This is a genomic window from Tritonibacter horizontis (assembly GCF_001518015.1).
In the GTDB taxonomy this organism is placed as follows: domain Bacteria; phylum Pseudomonadota; class Alphaproteobacteria; order Rhodobacterales; family Rhodobacteraceae; genus Epibacterium; species Epibacterium horizontis.
In genome coordinates this window covers 314745-340915 of sequence record NZ_LPUY01000008.1, presented here as the reverse complement: position 1 = coordinate 340915, position 26171 = coordinate 314745, and the positions used below count along the sequence as shown (strand labels likewise).

General features: G+C 62.5%; 24 protein-coding genes. 10 read left to right on the top strand and 14 right to left on the bottom strand.

What is annotated here, in order from left to right:
* Nucleotides 1-167 precede the first annotated feature (167 nt).
* A complete protein-coding gene (locus TRIHO_RS01905; RefSeq protein ID WP_068239859.1) occupies nucleotides 168-755 on the top strand; it encodes a transglycosylase SLT domain-containing protein in 588 nt (195 codons plus the stop codon).
* A 21-nt stretch (nucleotides 756-776) separates the two neighbouring features.
* On the opposite strand, the gene TRIHO_RS01900 is transcribed toward TRIHO_RS01905, so the two are convergent.
* The 4 genes from TRIHO_RS01900 to TRIHO_RS01885 all read right to left on the bottom strand — a co-directional run bounded on the left by TRIHO_RS01900 (nucleotide 777) and on the right by TRIHO_RS01885 (nucleotide 7213).
* Nucleotides 777-1376 carry a LolA family protein gene (locus TRIHO_RS01900; protein WP_068239857.1) on the bottom strand — a complete coding sequence of 200 codons (600 nt, stop codon included), beginning with the start codon at nucleotides 1374-1376 and terminating at the stop codon, nucleotides 777-779.
* A 67-nt stretch (nucleotides 1377-1443) separates the two neighbouring features.
* Nucleotides 1444-4473: a DNA translocase FtsK gene (locus TRIHO_RS01895; protein WP_068239852.1), complete on the bottom strand. Its 3030-nt coding sequence runs from the start codon at nucleotides 4471-4473 to the stop codon at nucleotides 1444-1446.
* A gap of 122 nt (nucleotides 4474-4595) precedes the next feature.
* Nucleotides 4596-5774: an aminotransferase class I/II-fold pyridoxal phosphate-dependent enzyme gene (locus tag TRIHO_RS01890; RefSeq protein ID WP_068239849.1), complete on the bottom strand. Its 1179-nt coding sequence runs from the start codon at nucleotides 5772-5774 to the stop codon at nucleotides 4596-4598.
* A 107-nt stretch (nucleotides 5775-5881) separates the two neighbouring features.
* Nucleotides 5882-7213 carry an amidase gene (locus tag TRIHO_RS01885; protein WP_068239953.1) on the bottom strand — a complete coding sequence of 444 codons (1332 nt, stop codon included), beginning with the start codon at nucleotides 7211-7213 and terminating at the stop codon, nucleotides 5882-5884.
* Between the two features lie 198 nt (nucleotides 7214-7411).
* Here TRIHO_RS01885 and TRIHO_RS01880 point away from each other — a divergent pair, with 198 nt between their 5' ends.
* A complete protein-coding gene (locus TRIHO_RS01880; RefSeq protein ID WP_068239846.1) occupies nucleotides 7412-8638 on the top strand; it encodes an FAD-dependent monooxygenase in 1227 nt (408 codons plus the stop codon).
* 69 nt (nucleotides 8639-8707) lie between these two features.
* Here the strand turns inward: TRIHO_RS01880 and TRIHO_RS01875 are convergent, their stop codons facing one another.
* The 5 genes from TRIHO_RS01875 to TRIHO_RS01855 form a co-directional block, all read right to left on the bottom strand.
* Nucleotides 8708-8902, bottom strand: a complete 195-nt coding sequence (locus TRIHO_RS01875; RefSeq protein WP_068239843.1) for a Trm112 family protein — start codon at nucleotides 8900-8902, stop codon at nucleotides 8708-8710.
* On the bottom strand, nucleotides 8899-9543 hold the full coding sequence (locus TRIHO_RS01870) for an LON peptidase substrate-binding domain-containing protein (RefSeq protein ID WP_068239840.1): 645 nt from the start codon (nucleotides 9541-9543) through the stop codon (nucleotides 8899-8901). The genes TRIHO_RS01875 and TRIHO_RS01870 overlap by 4 nt, the downstream gene beginning before the upstream one ends.
* Before the next feature lie 27 nt (nucleotides 9544-9570).
* The gene (locus TRIHO_RS01865) at nucleotides 9571-10506 is read right to left on the bottom strand and encodes a thioredoxin family protein (protein WP_068239837.1); all 936 of its coding nucleotides are present in this window, start codon (nucleotides 10504-10506) and stop codon (nucleotides 9571-9573) included.
* 351 nt (nucleotides 10507-10857) lie between these two features.
* Nucleotides 10858-11646 carry an exodeoxyribonuclease III gene (locus TRIHO_RS01860; RefSeq protein ID WP_068239834.1) on the bottom strand — a complete coding sequence of 263 codons (789 nt, stop codon included), beginning with the start codon at nucleotides 11644-11646 and terminating at the stop codon, nucleotides 10858-10860.
* A gap of 269 nt (nucleotides 11647-11915) precedes the next feature.
* Entirely contained in the window at nucleotides 11916-12602 is a 687-nt protein-coding gene (locus TRIHO_RS01855; protein WP_068239833.1) for a response regulator transcription factor, read from the bottom strand.
* Between the two features lie 167 nt (nucleotides 12603-12769).
* Between TRIHO_RS01855 and ribA the strand changes: the two genes are divergently transcribed.
* Together ribA and TRIHO_RS01845 are read left to right on the top strand one after the other, a co-directional pair.
* A complete protein-coding gene (gene ribA, locus TRIHO_RS01850; RefSeq protein WP_068239826.1) occupies nucleotides 12770-13858 on the top strand; it encodes a GTP cyclohydrolase II in 1089 nt (362 codons plus the stop codon).
* Entirely contained in the window at nucleotides 13855-14355 is a 501-nt protein-coding gene (locus TRIHO_RS01845; protein WP_068239825.1) for a L,D-transpeptidase family protein, read from the top strand. The genes ribA and TRIHO_RS01845 overlap by 4 nt, the downstream gene beginning before the upstream one ends.
* On the opposite strand, the gene TRIHO_RS01840 is transcribed toward TRIHO_RS01845, so the two are convergent.
* Both TRIHO_RS01840 and TRIHO_RS01835 read right to left on the bottom strand, forming a co-directional pair.
* Nucleotides 14347-15003: a YggS family pyridoxal phosphate-dependent enzyme gene (locus TRIHO_RS01840; protein ID WP_068239824.1), complete on the bottom strand. Its 657-nt coding sequence runs from the start codon at nucleotides 15001-15003 to the stop codon at nucleotides 14347-14349. The genes TRIHO_RS01845 and TRIHO_RS01840 overlap by 9 nt on opposite strands.
* A 107-nt stretch (nucleotides 15004-15110) precedes the next feature.
* Nucleotides 15111-16067, bottom strand: coding sequence for a porin (locus TRIHO_RS01835; RefSeq protein ID WP_068239823.1), 957 nt, complete (start codon nucleotides 16065-16067; stop codon nucleotides 15111-15113).
* A 282-nt stretch (nucleotides 16068-16349) separates the two neighbouring features.
* Between TRIHO_RS01835 and TRIHO_RS01830 the strand changes: the two genes are divergently transcribed.
* The 5 genes from TRIHO_RS01830 to TRIHO_RS01810 all read left to right on the top strand — a co-directional run bounded on the left by TRIHO_RS01830 (nucleotide 16350) and on the right by TRIHO_RS01810 (nucleotide 21715).
* Nucleotides 16350-16838: a DUF3576 domain-containing protein gene (locus tag TRIHO_RS01830; RefSeq protein WP_068239822.1), complete on the top strand. Its 489-nt coding sequence runs from the start codon at nucleotides 16350-16352 to the stop codon at nucleotides 16836-16838.
* Nucleotides 16839-16925: 87 nt separating this feature from the next.
* Nucleotides 16926-19484 (top strand): leucine--tRNA ligase, encoded by a 2559-nt coding sequence (gene leuS, locus TRIHO_RS01825; protein WP_068239819.1) that lies wholly within the window; start codon nucleotides 16926-16928, stop codon nucleotides 19482-19484.
* Nucleotides 19471-20004, top strand: coding sequence for an LPS assembly lipoprotein LptE (gene lptE, locus TRIHO_RS01820; RefSeq protein ID WP_068239818.1), 534 nt, complete (start codon nucleotides 19471-19473; stop codon nucleotides 20002-20004). Before leuS ends, lptE begins: the two co-directional genes overlap by 14 nt.
* Nucleotides 20001-21029, top strand: a complete 1029-nt coding sequence (gene holA, locus TRIHO_RS01815) for a DNA polymerase III subunit delta (protein ID WP_068239817.1) — start codon at nucleotides 20001-20003, stop codon at nucleotides 21027-21029. The genes lptE and holA overlap by 4 nt, the downstream gene beginning before the upstream one ends.
* 95 nt (nucleotides 21030-21124) lie before the next feature.
* The gene (locus TRIHO_RS01810) at nucleotides 21125-21715 is read left to right on the top strand and encodes a glutathione S-transferase family protein (protein WP_068239815.1); all 591 of its coding nucleotides are present in this window, start codon (nucleotides 21125-21127) and stop codon (nucleotides 21713-21715) included.
* Here TRIHO_RS01810 and TRIHO_RS01805 read toward each other — a convergent pair.
* The 3 genes from TRIHO_RS01805 to TRIHO_RS01795 form a co-directional block, all read right to left on the bottom strand.
* Nucleotides 21688-22884, bottom strand: coding sequence for a TIGR03862 family flavoprotein (locus TRIHO_RS01805; protein WP_068239814.1), 1197 nt, complete (start codon nucleotides 22882-22884; stop codon nucleotides 21688-21690). The two genes, TRIHO_RS01810 and TRIHO_RS01805, sit on opposite strands and share 28 nt — an antisense overlap.
* Nucleotides 22885-23090: 206 nt before the next feature.
* Nucleotides 23091-23720 (bottom strand): enoyl-CoA hydratase/isomerase family protein, encoded by a 630-nt coding sequence (locus tag TRIHO_RS01800; protein WP_068239813.1) that lies wholly within the window; start codon nucleotides 23718-23720, stop codon nucleotides 23091-23093.
* Nucleotides 23717-24466: an SDR family oxidoreductase gene (locus TRIHO_RS01795; RefSeq protein ID WP_068239812.1), complete on the bottom strand. Its 750-nt coding sequence runs from the start codon at nucleotides 24464-24466 to the stop codon at nucleotides 23717-23719. The genes TRIHO_RS01800 and TRIHO_RS01795 overlap by 4 nt, the downstream gene beginning before the upstream one ends.
* Before the next feature lie 131 nt (nucleotides 24467-24597).
* On the opposite strand from TRIHO_RS01795, the gene TRIHO_RS01790 reads away from it, so the two are divergent.
* A complete protein-coding gene (locus TRIHO_RS01790) occupies nucleotides 24598-26115 on the top strand; it encodes a DUF2125 domain-containing protein (RefSeq protein ID WP_068239811.1) in 1518 nt (505 codons plus the stop codon).
* Nucleotides 26116-26171: the final 56 nt, after the last annotated feature.

Sequence of the window (26171 nt, the reverse complement as noted above, 5' to 3'; positions counted from 1 at the left end):
GACAGTTTTTATCGAAACAGTCTGTCAGGCTGTCTCATACAGTCCGGCAAAGCTATAGATTTAAACAAACTTTTCGTGATCAATGGCGCCCGCCTGGACCAGTCAATGGGGATTTCTTCCCACGCTTGATTTGAGTAGACTGAAAGAAAACACAAAGGCAGAGGCAAATGAGCAGAATCATAAGTGCCCTGGCGCTCCTGTTGACGTTATCCGCTTGCGGAGGAGGCTATAATTCCCCCCCGCGCAACCTGGACAACGCCTGCAGCATCATCACCGAGCGCCCCAAATATCTCCGTGCATTCCGCGCCACAGAACGGCGGTGGGGGGTGCCCGTGCACGTCCAGATGGCCACCATACATCAGGAAAGCAAATTCGACGGCGACGCGCGCACGCCTCATAAATATGTGCTTGGCATCATTCCAATGGGCCGGATTTCCAGCGCCTATGGCTATGGTCAGGCCCTGGATGGCACATGGGATGACTACAAGGCGGCGACCGGACGTCGCTTTGCCCGCCGCGACCGGATCGACGACGCCACAGATTTCATGGGCTGGTACATGACCCGCAGTTTTCAGCGCAACGGCATTGCCCTGGGCGACGCCCGCAACCAGTACCTCGCCTATCACGAGGGGCACACCGGGTACGCGCGCGGCAGCTATCGCAGCAAAAGCTGGCTGATCCGGGTCGCCAGCAGCGTCGAGGCCCGTTCCAACGCCTATCGCGTGCAACTGGAGGGCTGTCGGAAGTTTCGCTGACAGCCTGCCAAGGTGTGCGACTTAACGGTCGCGTTTCTGGCGTGAAATGCTGAACAGGCTGGAGCTGAAGCTCATGCCTGTTTCCATTTCGCCAAGGATCACGGTTGTCTCCTCGCCGGCGCTGCCATGGATCACCCATTTGCGCAGCTGTACCGGCTCATCCGTGAACATCAGCTCGATACTGCCATAGTCCGGGTTTTTCGGGTCCTGCGCCCGGACCACGGTCGACACGCCGTCAAACCCGTGCCCGACCACCATATTGGCCTGCGCAAGGTTCACGGTCCGCGCCAGGATCAACGACAGCGGCGTACGGCTGAGTGGATAGGTTTCCGGCGGTTGATTTGACTTTGGGTCCATAATCGCCACCGTGCCGGCCTCGGCCAGAACCAACCCACCGTTTGGCGGATCATATTCGAACCGAACCTTGCCGGGTCGCCGGATATAAAGCTGACCGGTGGACAGGCTGCCATCATCATTCACCTGGGTGAAATCCGCCTGCGCAGTCGTAAAACTGTTCAGATAGGCCGAAATCTCGTTCAGGCTCAGCTTTTCCGCCGCAGATGCGGTGGCAGCGGCCAATCCGGATGCGCCAAGCGCAAGTGCAAAGACAAACTGTTTCATACCACCTTAGATATACGCCTTTGCATCAATGTGAAGAGGCCGGGCAAATCACCCGGCCTTTTATCGCTCATTGCTCGGGAACGAGAATTTCCCTTTTGCCGACATGGTTTGCCGAAGACACCAGGCCTTCTTCCTCCATTTGTTCCACCAACCTCGCAGCTTTGTTATAGCCGATGCCAAGTTTGCGCTGGATATAGGAAGTGGAGCATTTGCGATCCTTGATCACAATCGCCACGGCCTGATCATAGAGCGCATCTTCGCCGCTCGTATTGCCGCCGGTGTTCAGTCCGAGCACGGCGTCGATGTTTTCGGCCTTGTCGTCATCCGGTCCGTCCAGCACGCTGCCGACATAGGTCGGCGGGCCGAACTGTTTCAAGTGGTTCACCACTTCTTCGACCTCTTCATCGGACACAAACGGGCCATGGCAGCGGATGGTTTTGACCCCGCCCGCCATATAAAGCATGTCGCCCATCCCAAGGAGCTGCTCTGCCCCCATTTCGCCAAGGATGGTGCGGCTATCCACTTTCGAGGTCACCTGGAAGGAAATCCGGGTCGGGAAGTTCGCCTTGATCGTGCCGGTGATCACATCCACCGATGGGCGCTGCGTCGCCATGATCAAGTGGATGCCCGAAGCCCGCGCCATCTGCGCCAGACGCTGGATGCAGGCTTCGATTTCCTTGCCCGCCACCATCATCAGATCGGCCATCTCGTCCACGATCACAACGATATAGGGCAGCGTCTTGGGTTCGAACTCTTCCGTCTCGAACACGGGTTCTCCGGTGTCGTCGTCAAACCCGGTCTGCACGGTGCGCGAGAACAATTCGCCCTTGGCCAGGGCTTCTTTCACGCGCCCGTTGTAGCCCGCGATATTGCGCACGCCCATCTTGGACATCTTGCGGTAGCGGTCTTCCATTTCGCCGACGACCCATTTCAGGGCCACAACGGCTTTTTTGGGGTCGGTCACAACCGGCGACAGCAGATGCGGGATGCCGTCATAGACCGACAATTCCAGCATCTTCGGGTCGATCATGATCAGGCGACATTCGTCCGGTGTCAGCTTGTAAAGCAGCGACAGGATCATGGTGTTGATCGCCACGGATTTACCAGACCCGGTGGTCCCCGCGATCAGCAGGTGGGGCATCTTGGCGAGGTTGGCAACCACACTGTCGCCGCCGATGTCCTTGCCCAGCGCCAGTGGCAGGTTCTGGGTGCCATCGCCGAAATCACGGCTGGCAAGAATCTCGCGCAGAACGACCTTCTCGCGATACTCGTTCGGCAGTTCGATCCCGATCACCGAGCGCCCGGGCACGGTGGACACCCGTGCCGACAGGGCCGACATCGAGCGGGCAATATCATCCGCAAGACCGATAACGCGCGACGCCTTGAGCCCCGGCGCCGGTTCCAGTTCGTACATGGTAACAACGGGGCCAGGTCGGACGGACACGATCTCGCCCTTGACGCCGTAGTCATCAAGGACCGACTCCAGCATCCGGGCGTTTTCTTCCAGCGCTTCGTCGCTCAGGTGCTGCCGTTCGATGTTCGACGGGTTGGTCAACAGCGACAACGGCGGCAATTCAAAATCGCTATCCGCCTCGTGGAACAGGTTTGGCTGCGCCTCGGCGCGGGCGCGGGTAGAGGGTTGAATGGGTTTGCGCTGCGGCTGTTCGACCACCGCCTTGCGCGGTTCCGCCACAGGAATGTCCATCGCCGGTTTCGGCTCGACCCGTGGGGTGATCTGAATGCGCGGCTCCGGGGCGGCGCTGGCCTGCTCCGGTTCGGTCACCGGCGCGCGCAGGACTGGCTCCTGAGGCAGGTCCTCTGTCGGCACCTGATCGGCAAGGAACGCCTCGGGCATCGCAGGCACCGCCACATCGTCAGAAGCGGTCGCGCGCGGGGACGGCGCAACCGGGATCGTCGGTGCGGACGGCTGGGCTGTGTCTTCAATCGGGGTCGCCGCACCAGAGGTGGGATTGAAAATCAACGGCTCGGCCCGTTTGCCGCGCCCCTTGGTCAGCGGCAGGCTCTCGTCAGGTTGTGCGGGCGCCGCCTGCGAGCGGCGAATACGAACCGCATTGGCAATTTTCTGCGCGATCCGTTCGTCACCCGGTGCCTCCGCCTCAAAGGCGAGCGGCGTCGGGTCAACCAGCTCAGGCTCCGGCATCTGCACTGGCTCGATGCGGCGGATCAGGTTGGTGGCGCGGCTGAACAGCCCGCCCCGATCCTCACCCGCAGTCACCATCGGGGCTTTGGGCGCGATGGGCGCCTGCGGATCGTCCGGCTGCGCATGCATCCCGAACTGCGGCTCTGCGCGGGCAAAGTCGCGATCGGTCATCGGATCGCTGTAGATCAGCGGCTCCTCTGCGCCATAGGTGCTCTCGGCCCGGCTGACCCGCTGGGCATCGCGCCGGGTTTTCCAGTTTTGCGCCGCTTTCATCCCGCCGCTGGCCCCCTGACCAAGCGCACGTGCCAGCGCCGCATAGGCCAGGATCAGACCAAGCAGGAGGAACCGGCCGAAGCGCAGCAATTCCGGGCGCGTGAACCCAAGCACAAAAGCGCCCAGCGCCAGCATGCCAAGGGCCGTCAGGAAGGACAGCGATTTCACCAGAAACGCAAGGCTGAACGGCAACAGCGCCAGCAACCCGCCCAACGCGGTATTGCCGATCATGCCCCCAAGACCGAAGTTATGGAACGCCCGCCATTCCGCCGCCGGCACCAGGGTTTCGAAATGGAGCGCGACGACGATCAGCCAGAACACCAGCATCAACGACGGCCACAGCACCCGCTCTTCTCCCTTGTGCAACAGGAAACGCGCCCCCCAGGCAAAGAGAAACACGGCAATCGCCCAGGATCCCTTGCCAAGGAAGGTAATCAACAGGAACGCGATCGAGGCCCCGGTCTGCCCAAGCATGTTCTGGACGGGCGCATCGGTGGACACCATCCAGTTGCTGTCATCCGGCGTGTAGGAGCCGATCATCGCGGCCACCAGCAGACCCAGCCCAAACAGCACAAGGCCGATCAGCTCCTTGCCACGTTTTTCAATGGCCGCCTGCATATTGCTGTCGAGCAACGGATCCCTGCTTCGGGTCTGAAATGCCATGCCTACCTCGGTTCCTTTTGCGGGGCCCTTGGCTGTTTCGCTCTTGGATCAGCCCCACGGTGGTGTTTCGTCTTGTTCTTGGCCCGCCCCCGACAATACGCCGGGGCGGACGGTTCGTCTTGTCAATAAAGGCAGCGCCTCAGCGTCAAAAGCGCCTGCTGCGTCTCTTGCGACGGTGCGACCAAGGCGACGCGAATGTAGCCCTGACCCGGGTTCTGCGCCCCCTCGCCCTGCGCCAGATAGGCGCCCGGCAGCACGCGGACCCCCGTCTCCTGCCAGAGCTTCAGGGTCGCCGCCTCGCCATCCGCGACCGGCAGCCAGAGGAAGAACCCCGCTTCGGGCGACATATACCCGTCGAGACCGGCAAAAACCTCGTCCGCGATGCGATATTTTTCCTGATATTGCGCACGGTTTTCCACCACATGCGCCTCATCTGCCCAGACCGCAGCGGCGGCGGCTTGTAGCGGACCCGGCATCGGCGCCCCGGAATAGGCGCGCAGTTTTTTCACCTGCACCAACGTCTCCGGCCCGCCTGCCAGCAACCCAGAGCGCAGGCCCGGCAGGTTTGACCGTTTGGACAGCGAATTGAACAGCACCACCCGCTCCGGGTCCGCACCGAGCGCATCCGCGACGGTCAATGCCCCCTCTGGCGCCACATCGCGGTAGATTTCGGAATAGCATTCATCCGCGAAAATCTTGAAGTCATGCTTTTCCGCCAGCCGGATCAATTGCTCCCAATAGGCCCGGCTGGCCACCGTGCCCTGCGGATTGGCGGGCGAGCAGATATAGGCCACAGCGGTCCGGTTCAGCACGTCGTCCGGCAGGGCGGCATAATCCGGCAAATGGCCGCTGGCCTCGGTCGCGGGCACAAAGACCGGCTCGGCTGCCACCGAAATCGCGGCGATCATATAGACCTGGTAGAACGGGTTGGGGATCAGAACGACAGGTTTCTGTCCGTTCTTTTCCTCCGGGCACAGCGCCATTGCGGCGTTATACAGCCCCTCACGGGTGCCGTTGAGCGCCATCAGACGGGTGGCAGGATCCAGCGTCACGCCATAGCGCAGCGCGATCCAATCCGCCATTGCGCCGCGCAGCGCATCGCTGCCTTCGTTCGGCGGATAGCTGTTAAACCCGGCGGCGTTGTCCATGATCACATCGGTGACCCAGCCCGGAAAAGCATGTCGCGGTTCGCCAATGGTCATTTGCACCACGTCGCCGCCAGGCGCGTGGTGGTCCAACAGCGCCCGCAAGCGCGGGAACGCGTAGGGCGGCAGGTGGGAAAACCGCTCGGGAAACTTCATGTCTGTGCCTCAATACCGGGATCGTTGTCGCCCCGTTTGGCCGTCAGGGTACAGGCCAAACGGGTTTGCGTCCAGCCACTGTTGGCGCCTGCGCAACAGTGTTGCTTTCAGGCCAATGCGGCCTCGACCCCTGCGCCGATCCGCAACAGCGCCTCTTCGCAATCGGGTTGCCCGATCACTTGCAGCCCGCAGCTGGGACGCCCCGTCGGCAGCGACAGGGCGCAGACCCCCATCAAATTGGCAACGCGGGTATTGCGCAAGGCCATCAGGTTCGAGGTCACATAATAGGCGTGATCGCTTTCCAGCCGGGCAAGGTTCGGCGGCAGGATCGGCGCCGCCGGGGCAAGCACTGCGTCATAGCCGGCAACCGCCTGATCCCAATCCAGACGCACCTGTTCCAGCTTGGCCCAGGCCGCGACATAATCGGCGCCCGAAAACTCCGCCCCGGTGCGGAACCGGGCCAGGATTTCAGGGAACATCAGCTGCGGCATCGCCTCGATCACGTCTTTCCACAGCCCATAGGCCTCCGTGGTGAACAGGATTGGGCTCAGCCCCATCGCCTCGGGCAGCGTCGGCACCTCCAGCGGAACAATCTCGGCACCCCCATCCCGCAGACGATCCAGGGCCATGGAATGCGCCGCAGCGACCTCGGGGGCCAGATCCTCCTGCACGATGGTGCGCAAATCCGCAAAGCGTTTGCCTTCGACCGAGACCCCGTCGAGATCGGGCGCCGTCGTGGTGCCCTCAATCAGTTGCAACAGCAGTGCGGCGTCCTCAACCGTCCGCGCCAGCGGGCCAATGGTGTCGAACTTCAAACAGAGCGGCACCACCCCTTCCAGACTGACACGCCCCGCAGTCGTCTTGAGCCCGACCAGATCGTTCCAGGCCGCCGGGATCCGCACCGATCCGCCAGTGTCAGACCCGATCGCCCCCGCCGCAAGCCCAAAGGCGACAGAGGTCGCCGCCCCGGAAGAGGACCCCCCCGGAACCGCCTCGCGATCATTGATGCAGGGCGGCGTTTTCTTGATCGGGTTCAAGCCCAGTCCCGAAAACGCCAGTTCGCTCATATGGGTTTTGCCAAGGCAGACAGCCCCCATCGCCGTGGCGGTTTCCAACACCAGCGCATCATGGTCCGGCACCCGCCCTTTCAACAGGTCAGAGCCGGATTCGGTCGCGACGCCGGCGCTGTCGAACAGATCTTTCCAGCTGATCGGCACCCCGTCCAGCGGCGAACGACGCAGGCCAGCCGTCGCGCGGTCCTGCGCGGCGCGCGCTTCCGCCAGCGCCCTGTCGCGGGTCACCTGTGTGTAGATGGTGTTGGCCACCGGATGGCTGTCAATCGCGGCCAGATAGGTCTCTGTCAGTGCCACCGGGTCGATCTCACCCATTGCGATGCCACGCCCCAGCTGCGCGGCGCTCATCTTCAGCCAGTCCTGCATGCCCATGCCTCCCTTTCGCGGCCACCTCAGAGGCCGAATGTCGTGGTTCGCGCGTACCGTAGCCGCCTCGCCGGTGCGGCACAATCCTGCCCGGCCCCGCGATGGACAACGCCCGACGCCACACGGGCCATCGGCACAAGCTAGCATCTGCGACAGCTTGCCCATGGACAATTGGTTCAGCGACAGCATAGTGCCGATATGACTGACGCACGAAATATCCTGATCGTGGGCGGCGGCCTGAACGGCCCTGCCCTTGCGCTCGCGCTGACACAAGCCGGCCATTCCGTGACATTGATCGACGCGCTGCCGGCACCGGTGCGAACCGAAACGGATTTTGACGGCAGGTCATACGCCCTGGCGCTCGCCTCGTCGCGGCTTCTGTCGCAGATCGGTGTCTGGGCACGGCTGGAACAGCATGCCCAGCCGATGACAGAGATCAAGGTCAGCGACGGCAGCGCCGGGCGTGGCGCCGCGCCGTTGTTTCTTCATTTCGAGGACAGCGATCTGGACGAGGGCCCGATGGGCTACATGGTCGAAGACAGGTATCTGCGGCGCGCCCTGTGTGATGCGATGGCCGAGGTGCCCGGCCTGACGCAGATCTCCGGGCGCCGGGTCGTCGCACAGGCGGCGGACGCCACCTCCATCACCCTGACGTTGGACGACGCGACACAGATCAGCGGTGCGCTGCTGGTAGGGGCCGATGGCCGACAAAGCGGCACAGCCAGCCGCGCCGGGATCAAGCGCACCGGCTGGGACTATGGGCAAACCGCGCTGGTCTGCGCCGTCGCGCATGACCTGCCGCACCACGGTGTGGCCCATCAGTTCTTCATGCCGCCCGGCCCGCTGGCCATTCTGCCACTGCCCGGCAACCGCAGTTCGATTGTCTGGAGCGAAACCCACGCGGAAGCCGCCCGGATCGAGGCGCTCGACGATCCGGCCTATCTGGCAGCGCTGCGCCCGCGCTTTGGTGATTTCCTCGGAGATATTGCGCTGGCAGGCCGTCGGTTTTCCTACCCGCTGCAGCTGAGCCTCGCCAATTCCTACTATGGCGAACGGCTGGTGCTGGTGGGCGACGCCGCGCATGGGTTGCACCCGATTGCCGGCCAGGGGCTGAATGCAGGGCTGCGCGATATTGCCAGCCTCGCCGAAGTGCTCACCGATGCAGCCCGCCGGGGCGAAGACCCATCCAGCCCGCTGGTTCTGGCGCGGTATCAGCAATGGCGCCGGTTCGACACCACCTCGCTCGCTGTGGCGACTGACGGTTTCAACAAGCTGTTTTCCAACGACAATCCTGTCTTGCGCGCAGCCCGTGACATCGGCCTTGGCCTGACCAACGCCTTGCCCGGCCTGCGTCGAAGCTTCGTCCGCGAAGCTGCAGGGCTGACTGGTGATGTGCCAAAGCTCCTACAGGGTCGCCCGCTCTAGCCGCGAGCAGCGCCCGGCCAACAGCCGTCACCCCGGCGACCGGCACGGCAAGGCCAGCCCCCGGGCGCATCACTCCAGCGTGCGGGCCTCGTCCGTCAGCATGACCGGAATGCCATTGCGGATCGGAAACGCAAGGTTCGCCGTGCGCGAGATCAACTCTTGCGCCTCCGCATCATACTCCAGAACACGCTGGGAGACGGGACAGACCAGCGCCTCCAGCATGCGGCGGTCAAAAGCGGCAACTCTGTCGGTCCGGTCAGTCATTGTAGTTTCTCCTCAAGAGAGCCCCCGCGGAGCGCAAATTCCATCAATGTAACAAGCGTTTCCCGCCGGGTTGTCAAGCTGGGCGCTTCCAACAGCGCCTGCTTGTCCTCGGGATCGAAATCCAGCAGCATCGAGAGCGAATTGACCAGCAATTCATCCTCTGCCTCGTCCAGCGCGCCCCAATCCGTGGACAGCCCCCCCGCCTCCAGATAGCGACCCAGCAGCGCCATCAATGCGCTCCGGTCAAAGGCGTCATCTCGTTCGGTTTTCCCCAGATCCGCTTCGAACCCGGCCCAATCTGCAGTGCAGCGGCGGTAGGGGGTGAAGCCGTCGATTTCCTGTTTCACCCGGTAGCGCGACACCCCGCAAAGCGTGATGAAATAGCGGCCGTCTTCGGTTTCTGAGAATTGCGTGACACGTCCGGCGCAGCCGATGGCCTGCAACCCGGTGCCGTCGCCCGTCCGACCGCCATTGGGCTGGATCATGCCAATGACCCGTTCCTTGGTCTTCAGAACGTCTTCCAGCATCTGCAGATACCGGGGTTCGAATATGTGCAAAGGCAACTTTGCCCGTGGCAGCAAAAGCGCCCCGGGCAAAGGAAATATGGGAATCGTTTCCGGCAGATCTGCGACTTTTATCATGGCTGATAACTTAGCGCCTCCGCCGCTTCAGGCAAATATCAGCGAACTCAGCTTGCGACGGCCATTCAGGACCACGGGATCATTGGGTTTCAGCGCATCAAAGATCGTAAAGAGCTGCGTCTTGGCGGCCCCCTCATTCCACTCCCGGTCGCGCCGGAACAGCTCCAGAAGCTCTGCAACCGCGGCCTCCGTCTCGCCCGCCGCATGCAAGGCCTGAGCCAGATCGAACCGCGCCTGATGGTTCTCTGGCGCCGCCTCGACGGTCGCGCGCAACTCGGCCACCGGACCGGCATTTTCGGCCTGCCGCGACAGTGCAATCTGCGCGTGGGCCGCTTCCAGCTCGGGGGCCGCCGAAATTTCGGCCGGCGCGCCATTCAGCACCGCTTCGGCCTGATCCAGATCGCCAAGTGCGATGTGGCAGCGCGCCAGACCACCATAGGCGGCCGGGTTCTTGTCATCTTCGCCGATGATGGCGGCAAAAACCTGTGCGGCATCTTCGGCCGCGCCGTCTTCCAGCATCTGTTCCGCCGTTTCCAGCGCTTCGGACAGGCCCCCATCCGCCGTGCTGCCGGCCGCCTCGGCAATGCGCTTGAGGAACGCATCAATTTCCGACTGCGGCTGTGCGCCCTGAAACAGATCCAGCGGCCGTCCCTGGTAGAATGCGACCACGGTCGGAAGCGATTGCAGCGGCAACCCCTGCTGCGCCAGCGCCGCCGTCAGGCGCTGGTTCTCATCCACGTTGACCTTGACCATTTTCACCGTGCCCTTGGCTTTGGTCACCGCCGCCTCGAGCATCGGGCCCAGGGTCTTGCAAGGACCGCACCAGGGGGCCCAGAAATCGACGATCACCGGCACATCCATGGAGGCATCGACAACGTCCTGCATGAACGTCTCTTCGGTTACATCCTTGATAAGGTCCGTTGCCGAAACGCCTGCGTTTCCACCACCCAGAATATCCACCATGACTCTGCTCTCCTTCATTCGAACTTGCCACCTATATGGAAGGAGATGCGCCAGAAACCAAGAGAGGAGTTTGCCCTCGATGCCAGAGCGCCCGACATCTTCTCCCCTCCATGCTCCAGAGGGGCCGACGCCACCTGCAATCCACATGCCACATGGCGGCGGGCCAGGCGCGTCATCGCCCGTACCCGCGCCAGTTCGCGGCCAGTTCGCGCAACGTCAAACGTGCCCGGTTTTGGTTCCGCGACCGCCCGCCGCGCCCTGGCGCGGCGCCCGGCCCAACGGGGGCAAGGGCATCTTTGATGCCCGCGCAACGGGCGGGGGCCCCCCGCCCGCGCTTCGGCTATGCGTCGGTCACAGGTCGAAGGTGGCGAAAACCGGTGCGTGGTCGCTGGGTTTTTCCCAACCGCGCGCGCCCCGCAGCACCCTGCTGGAATGCGCCGCCTTGGTGATATCGGGCGTGGTCCAGACGTGATCCAGACGGCGCCCCTTGTCCGCTGCATCCCAATCCTTGGCCCGGTAGCTCCACCAGCTGAACAGCTTGCCCTCGGGAATGTCATTGCGGGTAACATCCGCCCAGCCGCCAGCCTCCATCACCTGGTTCAGGTGCTCCACCTCAACCGGGGTATGGCTGACGATCTTCAACAATTTCTTGTGGTCCCAGACATCGTCCTCACGCGGCGCGATATTCAGATCTCCGACCAGCACCGATTTTTCCGGCCGTTCCGCATGAAACCAATCCCGCATCTCGGTCAGGTAATCGAGCTTCTGACCAAACTTGATGTTTTTCTCCCGATCCGGTTCATCGCCCCCCGCCGGGACATAGAAGTTGTGGATGGTGACGCCGTTTTCCAACCTTGCGGCCACATGGCGCGCATGTCCCAGGCTGGCGAAATCCATATCGCCCTGATCCACGATCGGCAGGCGGGACAGGATCGCAACGCCATTGTATCCCTTTTGGCCCCGCGCAACCATATGGGTGTAACCCAATGCGCGGAAGGCCTCGACCGGGATCTTGTCGACCGGGCTTTTGCATTCCTGCAGGCAAAGCACATCCGGCGCTTCTTCTTGCAGCAGCTTCAGCACAATCGGCTCCCGCAGGCGGACCGAGTTGATATTCCAGGTGGCGAGGGAAAAGGACATGCAGACTCTCATTCTTGACACAGGTTGGCCGGATATTGCCCGCCAGACGGGCCGGTGACCAGTGCTGCATCGCCGCTTTTCTGCGCATTCGCTCCACCAGCCTGCTTAGGGTCTGCTCCGGGGCCGCAAACCGAAAAAAAGGCCGGGCACGAGGCCCGGCCAGTCCAACAGGGAGGATGCATATCATAACCCGGATATGCACGGGGTCTCTTGTCCAGTCTGATCCGTAAACGCATCAGGTCACGAATTTGTTCCCGCGCCGCGCCCGCCTAGACAACCAGGCGATAGCCGCCCGACTCGGTCACCAGGAGGCGCGCATTTGACGGATCCGGCTCAATCTTCTGGCGCAGACGATAGATATGGGTCTCCAAGGTGTGTGTTGTAACCCCTGCGTTGTATCCCCAGACCTCATGCAGCAGCACATCGCGCGGCACCACGCCATCATTGGAGCGATACAGGAATTTCAGGATATTGGTTTCCTTCTCGGTCAGGCGGATCTTGCGCTCGTCCTCTGTCAGCAGGATCTTCATGGCCGGCTTGAACGTATAGGGGCCGAGCACGAACACCGCGTCCTCGGATTGCTCGTGCTGCCGGAGCTGGGCGCGAATACGCGCCAGAAGGACCGGGAATTTGAACGGCTTGGTGACGTAATCGTTGGCCCCGGCGTCCAGCCCCAAAATGGTATCAGCATCGCTGTCATGACCGGTCAGCATCAGGATCGGCGATTTCACCCCTTGCTTGCGCATCAAACGGCACAATTCGCGTCCGTCCGTATCCGGCAGTCCGACGTCCAGGATGATGAGATCATAGATGGCTTCTTTGGCACGCTCCATCGCGCCCTGCCCGTCGCTTGCCTCGAAGACATCGAAATCTTCAGTCATAACAAGCTGTTCGCTCAGCGCCTCGCGCAGATCTTCGTCGTCGTCCACGAGCAGGATTTTCTTCAGCTGTGCCATGGGTCATCTCCTGTTGTCTTGCCAAACAGATGTGAGCGCACTCACGAAAGAACAAGCTTTGCCGCTGTTGTCTCACGTCGACGTGTCCAACGGCACGTAAATATTTCACTTTTGCAGCAATAGGGCGTAGGAAAAACCTCTGATGTTACAGCCGGGACCCCGACGTCATGAGCCTACTGCCCACCATGCTAGAACGGATCGCCCGCGCTCGGATTGATCTGAGAATGGGTCTGCCCGTGGTCCTGACCGCTGCGGACAGGGCCGTGCTCGCCATCGCAGTCGAAAGCCTGACGCCCGCGCGACTGGCGGATCTGCGCGCCCTGGGTGCGGTCACTCTGGCCCTGACCGCACGGCGCGCGGCAACCTTGAAAGCCCGCGTCTACGACGATGGGCTCGCCCGCATCCCTGTCCCTGCGGATGTCGATCTGGACTGGATCCAGGCGCTTGCGGATCCGGCGGATGATCTGAACACCCCGATGAAAGGCCCCCTGTCCAGCCTGCGCGACGGCGCGGCGGACCTGCCCGCCCTGGCGCTGGCCCTGACGAAATCGGCGCGGCTGTTGCCAGCGGTCGCTTTCATTGACCTGCCGGATGCCGGCGGCTTTGCCCTGCGGCACGATCTGACATTGTTGCCGAAATCCACCGCCGAACCCCTGTTGAATTCCAGCTCTCCCCTGCATCCGGTGGCCGCCGCACGCTTGCCGATGTTCGCATCCGAGGTCGGACGTTTGCATATCTTTCGGCCCGACGATGGCGGCGAGGAACACTATGCGATTGAAATCGGACGCCCTGATCGCAGCAAACCCGTTCTGGCGCGGCTGCATTCCGCCTGCTTCACCGGCGATGTCCTCGGGTCGTTAAAGTGCGATTGCGGCCCGCAGCTGCAAGGCGCGCTGGCGCAGATGGGACGAGAAGCGACCGGGGTCTTGCTCTACCTCAATCAGGAAGGCCGCGGCATTGGGCTTGCCAACAAGATGCGGGCCTATTCGCTTCAGGATCAAGGCTTTGACACTGTCGAAGCCAACCACCGCCTGGGGTTTGAAGATGACGAACGCGATTTTCGCCTCGGCGCGTCAATCCTGCGGGAGCTTGGTTTTTCCGCCGTGCGGCTGATGACCAACAATCCCGGCAAGATCGCGATGATGCAAAATACTGGAATCGCCGTCACCGAACGGGTGCCGCTCAAGGTCGGAGAAAACGCGTTCAACCGCGCCTATCTGGCGACCAAAGCCGCCAAATCCGGGCATCTGCTATGACCCCGGCAGATCTGGTTCTCACTCCCGGTGGCCTGCGTTTTCAGGGTCGCCGCATCCCCTGCACGATCGGCAAGGGCGGGATTCGTCGCCACAAGCAGGAAGGTGACGGCGCCACCCCCGTCGGCACCCATCGGATCGTGGGCATGCTCTACCGACCGGATCGCATGCGCCCCCCTCAGGACTGCGCGCGCGCCATTCGGCCCGGGGACCTCTGGTCCGATGACATCGCTGACCGCGACTACAATCACATGGTGCGGGCCCCGCATGACTTCAGCCACGAACATCTCCGCCGCGCGGATCCGCTTTATGATCTTGTGTTGCTCACGGACTGGAACTGGCCTCATGCGATCAAGGGACGCGGTTCGGCGATTTTCATCCATCAATGGCGCAGACCGGGATACCCCACCGAAGGCTGTGTCGCCGTTTCACGCCCGGACCTGCGCTGGATCGCGACGCGGCTTACGGCCAATACCCGGCTTATTGTCCGGTCACGCTGACCCGCTTCGCGCCCCGAAAATCGCGGAGCCAACCCGCACATGCGTCGCGCCAAGGGCAATGGCCGTCTCGAAATCACCGCTCATCCCCATGGATAGCCCGCTGAGACCATTGCGCGTTGCGATCTTCGCCAGCAGGGCGAAATGCAGGCTGGCCTCTTCCTCCGCCGGGGGAATGCACATCAGCCCCTGGATCGGCAGATCCAGATCGCGACACTGCTGAATGAATGCATCCGCATCTTTGGGGAGCACCCCGGCCTTCTGCGCTTCTTCGCCGGTATTGACCTGAATGAAAAGATCCGGACAGTGGCCGGTTTCCTGCGCCAGCCGCGCCAGTGTGGTTGCCAATTTCGGGCGATCAACGGAATGGATGGCCTCCGCCAGCTCCATCGCCTGGCGCGCCTTGTTGGTCTGCAAGGGGCCGATCAGATGCAGCTCAATCCCGTCAAAACGGCTGCGGAAATCCGGCCATTTGCCGGCCGCTTCCTGCACACGGTTTTCCCCGAACACACGCTGGCCCTGGTCCAGGATCGCCTCGACGCGGTCGTTGGGCTGAACCTTGGACACGGCAATCAGTTTGACAGAGCCGGGCGCACGATCCGCGGCAGATTCGGCGGCAGAAATTCGGGAAGTGATCTCGGTCAGGGACATGTCGGCCTCATAGCAACGTTTGGCCGGAAGAAACACCGTTTATGCCCAAAAGAAAAGGGCGAGCTCGAAAGAGCCCGCCCCAAGAACCGTGTGGTTCCAATCTCCAATTAGAAGGAGAAGGTCACACCGAGGTCTGCTTTGGTCACGTCGTTGAGCGAACCAACACCACCGGCGAGGGTCACGCCGCCGCCGAGGCCGTGGCGGAAGCCCAGACCGTAGGAAGTGTCAGCGTTGTTGCCACCGTCGGACACAACCGCGCGGATGGAGGTCGCGGAGGACACTTCGTAGTTCAGGGACGCACCGATGGAGGTGTCGGTCTGGTTGTCGCCGTCACCAACGATGACAGAGTAACCGAACGCGCCTGCGGAACCGGCCAGGTTGATTACCCAGTAGTCGCCGGAGGAGTCAGTGTCGGAGTAAACCGCGCCAACGGACATGCCGCTGCCGAAGGTGTAACCGAGACCCAGTTGCATCTCATCGTCAGCTGCAACAGCTGCGGTGGTGGTGGTGGTGTCGCCGTTGGAGTCGGTGGTCACAACAGCCGCCTGAGCGCGTGTCTCTTTGTAGGACAGCGATGCGGAGAAATCACCAACGGTGTAACGCGCTTTGATGGTGGTCGCGTCTGCGTCGCCAGCACCGAAGCCAGTTGCCGGGCCGTTGAATGCGTTGTTGTGCTCGAGGAAGGCTGTGAAGCCTACGCCGTAGCCGAAGTAGTCAACCTGGTCACCGGAGTCGAGAACGTTGGAGACGTTACCAACGTCAACACGCAGGCCGCCGAAGGAAGCTGCGAAACCAGCTGCGCCCGGGCCACGACCGGAGATGTCGTTGGCGTGGGAGTCTTCGTTTGCTTCCAGACGGAAACGAACTTCGAGTTTAACGCCGGCGTCGGTTTCTGCGATACCGGTGATGTTGACGCGCATACGCTGCTCAACACGGGTCTCGTTGTCGGTTTGCGACTCGTCGTATGCGAGACCAAGACGTGCGGAACCGCCGATGGTCAGCTCAGCCGCAGCAACACCAGCAGAAGCGATCAGTGCGGTCGAAGCGAAGAGAATCTTTTTCATGGTTTTCCCTCGGGTTTGAATTTCGAAAGAAGCAGTTGGCTACAAGCCTCGTCGCTCCTCAAGTACGCACATCCTCTCGCTTGTTTTGGGGTCGTGGCGCAAGCGTGTGCTGAAAGTCGAAAACCTTTCGTCAACAAATTGATGCAACCGTGCCACAGTCCCTTCCGAGCCATTCCGTGCCCAGGCGGCACAGCCCTGCCGCCGACAAGAATAGGCTTGTTGGCGCAAGTCGCCTTGTCTAGGAGTAATACAACAGCAAATTCAGGAGCGGGCCCGGCCAATATGCGTGGTATCACGACCTTAGTCCTTATTTCTTCTCTGTCATGCGTGGCCGCCTGCGGCGCGATGCGTTCCCTTGATACAAGCACAGAGGTCAATGACCGCGACACCATCGTGCTGGCCGGCGAGGGCCGCGACGCACGGGAAGAGCGCACCACCATCTGGGAGGCCTTTGGTCCGAAAAAGAACGAACAGCGCGTTCAGGTGAACCGCTATCTCTGGGCCGCCAGCCTGGAAGTTCTGGATTTCCTGCCGATCCAGTCGGTGGACCCGTTCACAGGTCTGATTCTCACCGGCTATGGCACGCCTCCGGGGGGTGGCCGGTCCTATCGGGCCACCGTTCACATCAAGGATCCCGCGCTTGAAGCGCGTTCGCTCAACGTAGCACTGCAAAGCCGGGGCGGCGCAGTCAGTGACCAGACCGCACGTGCGGTGGAAGATGCGATTCTGTCCCGCGCGCGCCAGCTGCGCATCGCTGACAAGAAGATCTAAGTCGACCCGCACTGGAATAGAGAACGAATTACACGTATCAGAAACGCCGGGTCACCACCCGGCGTTTTCATGCAAAGGACCGCTAAGATGTCTCGTTACGAAGCCTCGGAAATCGAAGCTAAATGGCAAAAGGCCTGGGAAGAGGCCGGGATTTTCCAAGCAAAGACCGACCGGAACAAGCCCAAATACTATGTGCTGGAGATGTTCCCCTATCCCTCTGGCAAGCTGCACATGGGCCATGTGCGCAATTACACGATGGGGGACGTGATCGCGCGCTACAAGGCCTCCACCGGCCACAACGTGCTGCACCCGATGGGGTTTGACGCCTTCGGGATGCCTGCGGAAAACGCCGCCATGGCCTCGGGCGGGCACCCCAAGGATTGGACCTATTCCAACATCGACACCATGGTCGAGCAGATGAAACCCCTGGGGCTGTCGCTCGATTGGTCGCGTATGTTCGCCACATGTGACCCGGAATACTATGGCCAGCAGCAGGCTCTGTTCCTTGATTTTCTTGAAAAAGGTCTGGTCTACCGCAAGAACGCCGTGGTGAACTGGGATCCCGTCGACATGACGGTGCTGGCCAACGAACAGGTCGAAAACGGCCGCGGCTGGCGGTCTGGCGCCCTGGTCGAACGGCGCGAGCTGACGCAATGGTTCTTCAAGATTTCCGACTATTCCGACGAGCTGCTGACCGCGCTTGATACGCTCGACAATTGGCCCGCCAAGGTGCGCCTGATGCAGGAAAACTGGATCGGCAAGTCGCGCGGGTTGCAGTTCGGCTTTGAACGCACCGACGGCGGCGCGGCGATCGAGGTCTATACGACTCGCCCTGACACGCTGATGGGCGCGAGTTTTGTCGGGATTTCCCCCGATCACCCGATTGCCAAAGAGCTTGAGGCCGAATCGCCCGAGGTCGCGGCCTTTGTCGCCGAATGCCGCAAGGGCGGCACCACCGAAGAGGCCATCGAAACTGCTGAAAAGCAGGGCTATGACACCGGTATCCGCGTCAAACACCCGCTGGACCCCAATTGGGAACTGCCAGTCTGGATCGCCAACTTCATCCTGATGGATTACGGCACCGGCGCGATTTTCGCCTGCCCGGCGCATGATCAGCGCGACTTTGAATTCGCCACCAAATACGACCTGCCGATCATTCCGGTGCTGGAACCCGTCGAGGGCGCAGGCGCGCTGACAGAGGCCTATGTGCCGACGAAAGCCGAGAAAGTCCGCTATGTACGCGGCTTTGCAGGTGCGGAGGAGCAAACCGGCGAGGACGGCGTCAACACCGCCGTCGACAAGGCCGAAGCCGAAGGCTGGGGTCAGGGCGTCACCAAATTCCGCCTGCGCGACTGGGGTCTGTCCCGTCAGCGCTATTGGGGCTGCCCTATCCCTGTGGTCCACTGTCCCGATTGCGGCGTGGTGCCGGAGAAGAAAGAAAACCTGCCCATCGCCCTGCCCTATGACGAAGACGGCGCGGCGATTGATTTCTCGGTGCCGGGCAATCCGCTCGACCGTCATCCAAGCTGGCGCAACTGTGCCTGCCCTGCTTGTGGCAAACCCGCCCAGCGCGAAACCGACACGATGGACACCTTTGTGGATTCGTCCTGGTATTTCGCCCGTTTCACCGCTCCGCGCGCCGAAACGCCGACGGATCGGGACGCGGCTGAGTACTGGATGAACGTCGACCAGTATATCGGTGGGGTCGAGCATGCGATTCTGCACCTGCTCTACTCCCGCTTCTTTGCCCGCGCGATGCACATCTGCGGCCACCTGCCCGAGAGCGCAAAGGAACCCTTTGACGCGCTGTTTACCCAAGGCATGGTGACCCACGCGATTTACCAGACCGAGGGCGCAAATGGTCGTCCGGTCTACCACTACCCCGAAGAGGTGGAGCTGCGCGACGGCAAGGCCTTCCTCAAGGAGGGTGGCGCAGAGGTGAAAACCATCCCCTCGGCCAAGATGTCGAAGTCGAAGAACAACGTGGTCGACCCGCTGCACATCATTTCTGCCTTTGGTGCGGATACCGCGCGCTGGTTTGTGCTCTCTGATTCGCCGCCCGAACGGGATGTGGAATGGACCGCCTCTGGCGCAGAAGCCGCCTACAAGCATCTGTCGCGGGTCTACCGTCTGGCCACCGATGCCGCAGCCGCAACCGGCCCCGGTGAGGGCGACGAGGATCTTCTGCGTGAAATGCACAAGGCGATCCGCGACGTGACGCTGGGCGTCGAAAGCTTCGGCTTCAATGCCTCGATTGCGAAACTCTACGGGTTCACCAACACGCTGGCGAAATCCAAGGCCGGGGCCGAGGCCAAACAGACCGCCGCCAAGGTTCTGGCGCAGCTGATGTCGCCAATGACTCCCCACCTGGCCGAGGCGATGTGGGATATGCTGGGCGGCGACGGGCTGGTTGCCAACGCGCCCTGGCCACAAGCGGACGAGGCCATGCTGGTCGAGAACACCGTGACCATGCCGATCCAGATCAATGGCAAGCGGCGGGCCGAAATCACCGTCGCCAGCGATCTCGACAAGGCAGAGGTTGAAAAACTGGCGCTGGCACACGAAGCTGTGCAACGGGTGCTTGATGGGGCCACGCCCAAAAAAGTGATCGTTGTCCCCGGACGGATCGTCAATGTCGTTGCTTAACCGACGCGGGTTTCTGACCATCTGGCTGACGCTGACCTTCAGCGTTGGCCTGGCGGCCTGCGGATTTCAGCCGGTCTATGGCCCCGGCGGCGCCGCCTCTGCCCTGCGCGAGCGGGTGCTGGTCCAGGCGCCCGAATCTATTGGCCCCTCCACCGATGTGGACGCCTATTACCTTGTGCGGCAGCTGGAAACACGGCTCGGACGGGCGCAGGCGCCTGACTTTCGCCTGGATCTGACCCTGACGACCCGGGAAATGGGCCAAGCGATCACCGCCGACGGCAACATCACGCGGTATTCTCTGACCGGTGAGGTCGGCTACAGCCTGACGCGCCTGTCCGACGGGCAGGTCGCCGCCAGTGGCGAGATCAGCAACTTTTCCGGCTATTCCGCCAGCGGCACCACGGTCCAGACACTCGCCAGCGAGAAAGACGCCCACCAGCGACTGATGGTCATGCTTGCCGACCAGATCGTCACCCGCCTTTATGCGTCCCCTCAGCTGGGCGGAGCAGCGGCGCAATGAAGCTCAGCCCGCGTGAGGCAGAGGGCTATTTTGCCCGTCCAGACCCCAAAAAAACCGGGCTGCTGATCTATGGCGGCGATGCGATGCGTGTCGCGCTGAAACGGCAACAGATGCTGGCCGCCCTGCTGGGGCCTGCCGCCGAAGAGGAAATGCGCCTGACGCGGATGCCGGCTGCGGACCTTCGCAAGGATCCGGCGCAGCTGCTGGATGCGGTCAAGGCAGTGGGGTTTTTCCCCGGCATCCGCGCGGTTCTGGTCGAGGATGCCAACGACAGTGCCACCCCGGCGATCGTCACCGCCCTTGGGGAATGGCAAGCCGGGGATGCGCAGATCGTTGTCACCGCCGGACAACTCAAAGCCACCTCGAAACTGCGCAAAGCCTTTGAAACCCATTCCCAGGCCTATGCCACCGGGATCTATGATGATCCGCCGTCGCGGGCCGAGATTGAGCGCATTCTGGGCGTCGCCGGGCTGAGCACGCCGCCCAACGACAGCATGTCCGTTCTGACCGAGATTGCGAATGAAATCGGACCCGGCGATTTTTCCCGCATGATTGAAAAGCTCAGCCTCTATAAACATGGCGATGCCGGACCGCTGACACTGGACGACATCAGCGCCGTCGCACCGCAATCGACCGAGGCGGCGGTGGACGATCTGTTGAACGTGGTGGCCGAAGGACGCAGCGCCGAAATCGGGCCGGTCCTGCGCCGGCTGCAGGCGCAGGGCACCAATAGCGTTGCGCTTTGTATCGGGGCCACACGGCATTTTCGCACGCTCTATGCCATTGCAGCACATCCCGGCGGCCCCGCCCAGGGCATCGGCGCCCTGCGCCCGCCGCTATATGGCAAGCGCCGGGATCGCATGTTGCGACAGGCACAAGGCTGGGGCGCGCAAAAATTGCAGCTGGCTCTGACGATTCTGACCGACACCGATCTGCAACTGCGGTCCGCCGGACAAAGCGCGCCCGCACTGGCCCTGACGGAGCGGGCCTTGATCCGCCTCGCGATGCGGGCAAATTCTCGCTGAAACCGCCGCTGCGGAGCTTGGTCAAACCTGCACGCGGGCGCTTGACCTGGCGCTCCGTTGTCGCAACTCTGCCGCAGCTCTAGGGAGGACAAGTGATGTACAAGGTAATCGGCGCACCCCTGACCCGCACGTTTCGCGTGCTCTGGACACTGGAGGAGCTGGGGCTGGACTACAGCCATCAGCCCGCCAAGCCACAAAGCGATGAGGCGCGCAGCTACGACGCCGCCGGCAAGGTGCCAATCCTGATCGAAGGGGAGGCGGTCATCACCGATTCCCTCGCCATCATGACCTATCTCGCTGACAAACACGGCAGCCTGACAGCACCCGCAGGGACAATCGCGCGCGCGCAACAGGACTCCGTCATCAATCTGGTCAACGATGAGCTGGACGCGCTGCTCTGGGTGGCGGCGCGGCACAGCTTTGCCCTGCCCGAAGAATGGCGCGTCCCTGCGATCAAACCCTCGCTCAAATGGGAATTCGCCCGCTCGATCTCCCGCGTCGAGAGCCGCCTGACCGGGGAATACCTTGCCGGCGACCGCTTTAGCATCGCCGATATCCTGCTGACGCATTGCCTGAACTGGGCCTTCGGGGCCAAGTTCGAAATCGAAAGCCCGGCCCTGCTGGCCTATGGCAAGCGGATGCGCAGCCGCGCGGCGTTTCAGCGCGTCGCGGCCTTGTCCAAGTAGCGCGCGGCGGCCTGACCGGCCCAGCGCCCGGTCGCAAAACACGCGGTCAGAAGGTATCCGCCGGTCGGCGCTTCCCAGTCCAGCATCTCGCCCGCGCAAAAGGTGCCGGGGCGCGAGCGGAGCATGAGCCCGTCGTCCAGCGCCTCCTGCGCCACGCCACCCGCGGTCGAGATCGCCTCGTCCAGCGGTCGCAGGCCCGCGTGGGCAACGGGCAGCCTCTTGATAAGCTGGGCCAATGTTTCCGGATCCTGCGGCAGCGGGCGGCCAAACTCCTGCAGCAGCGCCGTTTTCACCGGGCCCAGCTTCAGCACCCGGCGCAAGTGGTTGGCCCATGTGGTCTTGCCGCGCGGCCGCGCCAGACGATCGGCTATGTCGGCAGCACTGCGGTCCGGCACCAGATCGAGATACAGCGGGAGCCCCTCTCGCAAGGCCGGCGTCAGGGGATAGAGCCCGCCTCCTTCGAGGCCACGGGCGGATAAAATCGCCTCCCCCCGCGCCTGCAGCGGACCCGCGTGCCACGCAACCGATTTCACCGCCGCGCCAAAATGCGGTGTCATATGCGGACTCCAGTCCAGCGCAAGAGCGGCGTTTGCGGGCGCGAACGGCGTCAGCCGCACGCCCTGTTCGGCCAGGATCACAGCCCATGCGCCATCCGACCCCAACCGCGCCCAGCTGGCGCCCCCAAGGGCAAGCACACAGGCGCGGGGCTTGACCAGCTGCACCCCCGCTGGCGTCTGGAACCGCAAGGCATCCGCCTCCCACCCCGTCCAGCGCCAGCCGACGTGGCGCACCACGCCCTGCCTGTCCAGCTCGGCCAGCCAGGCGCGCAACAGGGGCGATCCCTTCATGACCGTTGGGAAAACCCGTCCGGTAGAGCCGGTAAACAGGGTCTGCCCCAGCGCCCGCGCCCAGTCCTGCACCGCCTCCGCGTCAAAGGCGCGGATCATCGGTTCCAACCAGCGCTGTGCCCCGCCGTAATGGGATAACAGAACCTCGATGGGCTCGTCTTTGGTGAGGTTGAGACCGGACTTGCCCGCCATCAGGAACTTCCGGGCCGGAGAGGTCTTGGCCTCCACCAGCATCACCCGGTGGCCGGCCTGGGCAAGTTCACCTGCGGCCATCAGCCCCGCCGGGCCGCCACCGATCACCACTGCGTCTGCTTCGTTCATGCGTCTTTGCTTTCTCGCAAGGGTGAGGCCTCAGACCTCGACAAGCCATTTCGGTGATCTGAAAGAATCGTCCTTCGACCGGCACCCTCTGACCTGACACCCCCAAATTTCCACCATACTGGAGGCTCCGCCACTATCACGGATCACGATTCCACCATACCGGACACAATGCCATCATTACGGAATCCGGCAAGGCGGGGCCGGTTTCATTCCAAATCGCTGCCCTCCGCGCAGCTCCGCAGGATCGCCCGCGCCAAATCCGGTGGCGCATTGAGGGCGGCCTCTGCCAGCTCTTCCGCGACGGTCATCAGATCCTCCGGCGCCACGATCCTGTCGATCAGACCAAAGTCATAGGCCTCCGTCGCGCTGAGCTTTTGCGCGGCGGCCAGCACCAGTTTTGTGCGGGACGGACCGACCAGCGCCCGCATCCGCCGCACATCGGAGGGCTGAGGCATATAGCCCAACTGCATCACCGGATAGAACACCCTGGCGGTTGGAACCGCGATGCGGAGGTCGCAGGCCAGCACCATGCCATTGGCGCCCCCAGCCACGGTGCCGTTCAGGGCCGCGATCTTGAGCGCGGGCAAGGCGGCGAGCCGGGCCGATAGCGTCTCCCACAGGGGAGAGGTCGCCAATCCGGCCTTCGCGGCCGCCAGATCCGCGCCACCGCTGAACACCTTGCCCGCACCGGTCAAGATCAGCGCGCGGGCCTCTGCCGCGCGTTCAACCGTGTCGATCAGCGCCTCCAGCATGTCCGGCGTGAGGGCGTTTGCCTTCTCCGGCCGGTTGAGCCGCAGGATCCAGAGACCGCGCTCCGTCTGGCGACATTCGATCATATCAGGCCGACGCGTTTGCGAATGGTCTCGTCGCGCAACGAAATCTCGGTGCCGACAAAGGCGTCCGCATCCGCGCTGCACATCCACAGCAAGGTGCGGGCCGGCCAATCCGCCGGAATGTGATCTTCCCAGGCGAGTTTGCTGACAGGGTTCAGGCCGCTGGCCTTGATGTCGCGCTGCATCTGGGTGGCAACGGTGCCCGGTGACAGCCCCATCACCCGAATGCCATTGTCGCCTTCTTCAAGGTGCAGGGCCTCGGTCAGCATGGCCGCCCCCGCCTTTGAGGTGCAATAGGCGCTCCAGCCCTCCAAGGGACGTTGCGAGGCGCCGGAGCCGATGGTGAGAACGCTGCCACCCCCGGCCGCCTTGAGATGCGGAAGCCCCGCGTGCATCATGTTGAAGACACCGGTGATATTGACGTCAATCAGCTGCCGCCATGCGGCGGGCGATGCATCCTGCAGCCGCGCGATCGGGTCGATCAAACCGGCATTGCAAATCAGCACATCGAGGGAGCCGAACCGTTTGCGCGCGGCGTCAAATGCCGCCTCTACCGCCGCGTAGTCCGACACATCGCAGGCCAGAACCAGCGCTTTTTCGCCGATCTCGGCGGCCAGATCCTTCAGGGCCTCGGCACTGCGGGCCAGAAGCGCCACATTTGCCCCAGCCGCTGCAAAAACCCTTGCTGTGTCTGCCCCGATGCCCCGGCTGGCGCCCGAAATAACAACTGTTTTATCTGCCACGTTCATAAACCGTCTCCCATCCATCGTCTTTAACCGTGTTAGACTGCAAAGGGGGGACGGGTCCAGAGAATGGCTCCTTGACCGCACGCACGCGAACGCAGAGGTTCGCCCCAGTCTTCGTTAGGAAAGGTTCGTCCATGTCTTTTTCACCACTTCGCTGTTCGGGCCTGATTGTCCCGCTGTTTCTTGTCGCGCAGGCGGCGCAGGCGGATCTGAGCGCCCAGGATGTCTGGTCCGACTGGAAGGATTACTTCGCGTCGTCCGGCTACGATGTGTCGGCCACGGAAACGCCCTCTGCCGTGTCGCTGAAACTGTCTGACATCCAATTGTCGCATGAAACCGAAATGAGCAAAGCCACGGTCAGCATGGGGTCGCTTGAGTTTGTCGAAAACGGGGATGGCACGGTCAACGTCCTGTTCCCGGCCGAGGTTCCGATCACATTCACGACGGCGGTTGAGGACGACGAATTCAGCGGCCGGTTGATCTATGCCCACGACGGCAAGCCGATGATCGTGCGCGGCGATCCCTCCCGCATGACCTATACCTATCAATCCGAGGTTGCGTCCCTGGCCTTTGCGGAATTGATCATTGACGGCGACAAGGTGCCCGAAGACGACTTTAGCCTGACCATGGACCTGTCCGATGTCGCCTCGGAAACGGTGATGTCGAACACCGATGCGCGTGCCTACGACCAAACGTTGACCGCGGCCGCGCTCAACTATCAGTTTCAGTTCATGGACCCGCTCTCGGACGACAGCGCGAATGTCAGCGGCACCATGTCGGGGCTCGACTTTTTCGGCGGCATGTCGTGGCCGGAAGTCGCGGACCCGACTGACATCGCCGCATTGCTCAGGGCCGGGGCCACGTATATCGGCAAATTCACATACGCCGACGGCAATATGAATGTGCAGGGGACAGACGACGGCGACAGTTTTCTGATGCAGGCCCAGTTTCAGGGCGGCGAGAGCAATGTCGCCTTTGGTTCAGATGGTCTGAGCTACGACGTGGACCACAACGATATGACGCTGAGCGCGGCTGGATCGCAAATTCCGTTGCCGATTTCGCTGTCGATGAAGCAGTTCGGTATGAATTTCGCGATGCCACTGACGAAATCCGACGAAGATCAGGATTTTGCCCTGGGCGTGGCCTTGCGCGATTTCGCAGTGCCGGAAATGCTTTGGTCCCTGATCGATCCGACCGGCGAACTGCCCCATGATCCGGCGACCTTGGTCCTCGACCTGAGCGGGGCCGCAAAACTGTTCGTCGATCTTGTGGATGACGCACAAATGGCCGCGGTCGAAAAGGGCGAGCTGGCACCCGGCGAGGTGACCTCGCTTGATGTGAACGAACTGCTGCTGTCGGTGGCTGGGGCGGAACTGACGGGCACCGGGGCCTTTACCTTCGACAACAGCGATCTTGAAACCTTTGACGGCCTGCCGGCCCCCTCTGGTGAAGCCAACCTCAAGCTGGTCGGAGCCAACACATTGCTGGACAAGCTGGTCGACATGGGTCTTCTGTCCAACGAGGACGCGATGGGGCCGCGGATGATGATGGGCATGTTCTCTGTGCCTGGTGCCGGCGAGGACACGTTGACCTCCAGGATCGAAGTCACCGAGGACGGCAAGGTGCTCGCAAACGGTCAGCGGCTGAAGTAGGATTACCCTGCTGGTTTCGCCGGTCTCGCAAGGGCCGCTCCGTCCGGGGCGGCCTT

Bases quoted from the DNA above. Each gene is read 5' to 3' on its own strand.
- TRIHO_RS01905 (WP_068239859.1), top strand. From the start codon at position 168: ATGAGCAGAATCATAAGTGCCCTGGCGCTCCTGTTGACGTTATCCGCT.
- TRIHO_RS01900 (WP_068239857.1), bottom strand. From the start codon at position 1,376: ATGAAACAGTTTGTCTTTGCACTTGCGCTTGGCGCATCCGGATTGGCC.
- TRIHO_RS01895 (WP_068239852.1), bottom strand. From the start codon at position 4,473: ATGGCATTTCAGACCCGAAGCAGGGATCCGTTGCTCGACAGCAATATG.
- TRIHO_RS01890 (WP_068239849.1), bottom strand. From the start codon at position 5,774: ATGAAGTTTCCCGAGCGGTTTTCCCACCTGCCGCCCTACGCGTTCCCG.
- TRIHO_RS01885 (WP_068239953.1), bottom strand. From the start codon at position 7,213: ATGCAGGACTGGCTGAAGATGAGCGCCGCGCAGCTGGGGCGTGGCATC.
- TRIHO_RS01880 (WP_068239846.1), top strand. From the start codon at position 7,412: ATGACTGACGCACGAAATATCCTGATCGTGGGCGGCGGCCTGAACGGC.
- TRIHO_RS01875 (WP_068239843.1), bottom strand. From the start codon at position 8,902: ATGACTGACCGGACCGACAGAGTTGCCGCTTTTGACCGCCGCATGCTG.
- TRIHO_RS01870 (WP_068239840.1), bottom strand. From the start codon at position 9,543: ATGATAAAAGTCGCAGATCTGCCGGAAACGATTCCCATATTTCCTTTG.
- TRIHO_RS01865 (WP_068239837.1), bottom strand. From the start codon at position 10,506: ATGGTGGATATTCTGGGTGGTGGAAACGCAGGCGTTTCGGCAACGGAC.
- TRIHO_RS01860 (WP_068239834.1), bottom strand. From the start codon at position 11,646: ATGTCCTTTTCCCTCGCCACCTGGAATATCAACTCGGTCCGCCTGCGG.
- TRIHO_RS01855 (WP_068239833.1), bottom strand. From the start codon at position 12,602: ATGGCACAGCTGAAGAAAATCCTGCTCGTGGACGACGACGAAGATCTG.
- ribA (WP_068239826.1), top strand. From the start codon at position 12,770: ATGAGCCTACTGCCCACCATGCTAGAACGGATCGCCCGCGCTCGGATT.
- TRIHO_RS01845 (WP_068239825.1), top strand. From the start codon at position 13,855: ATGACCCCGGCAGATCTGGTTCTCACTCCCGGTGGCCTGCGTTTTCAG.
- TRIHO_RS01840 (WP_068239824.1), bottom strand. From the start codon at position 15,003: ATGTCCCTGACCGAGATCACTTCCCGAATTTCTGCCGCCGAATCTGCC.
- TRIHO_RS01835 (WP_068239823.1), bottom strand. From the start codon at position 16,067: ATGAAAAAGATTCTCTTCGCTTCGACCGCACTGATCGCTTCTGCTGGT.
- TRIHO_RS01830 (WP_068239822.1), top strand. From the start codon at position 16,350: ATGCGTGGTATCACGACCTTAGTCCTTATTTCTTCTCTGTCATGCGTG.
- leuS (WP_068239819.1), top strand. From the start codon at position 16,926: ATGTCTCGTTACGAAGCCTCGGAAATCGAAGCTAAATGGCAAAAGGCC.
- lptE (WP_068239818.1), top strand. From the start codon at position 19,471: ATGTCGTTGCTTAACCGACGCGGGTTTCTGACCATCTGGCTGACGCTG.
- holA (WP_068239817.1), top strand. From the start codon at position 20,001: ATGAAGCTCAGCCCGCGTGAGGCAGAGGGCTATTTTGCCCGTCCAGAC.
- TRIHO_RS01810 (WP_068239815.1), top strand. From the start codon at position 21,125: ATGTACAAGGTAATCGGCGCACCCCTGACCCGCACGTTTCGCGTGCTC.
- TRIHO_RS01805 (WP_068239814.1), bottom strand. From the start codon at position 22,884: ATGAACGAAGCAGACGCAGTGGTGATCGGTGGCGGCCCGGCGGGGCTG.
- TRIHO_RS01800 (WP_068239813.1), bottom strand. From the start codon at position 23,720: ATGATCGAATGTCGCCAGACGGAGCGCGGTCTCTGGATCCTGCGGCTC.
- TRIHO_RS01795 (WP_068239812.1), bottom strand. From the start codon at position 24,466: ATGAACGTGGCAGATAAAACAGTTGTTATTTCGGGCGCCAGCCGGGGC.
- TRIHO_RS01790 (WP_068239811.1), top strand. From the start codon at position 24,598: ATGTCTTTTTCACCACTTCGCTGTTCGGGCCTGATTGTCCCGCTGTTT.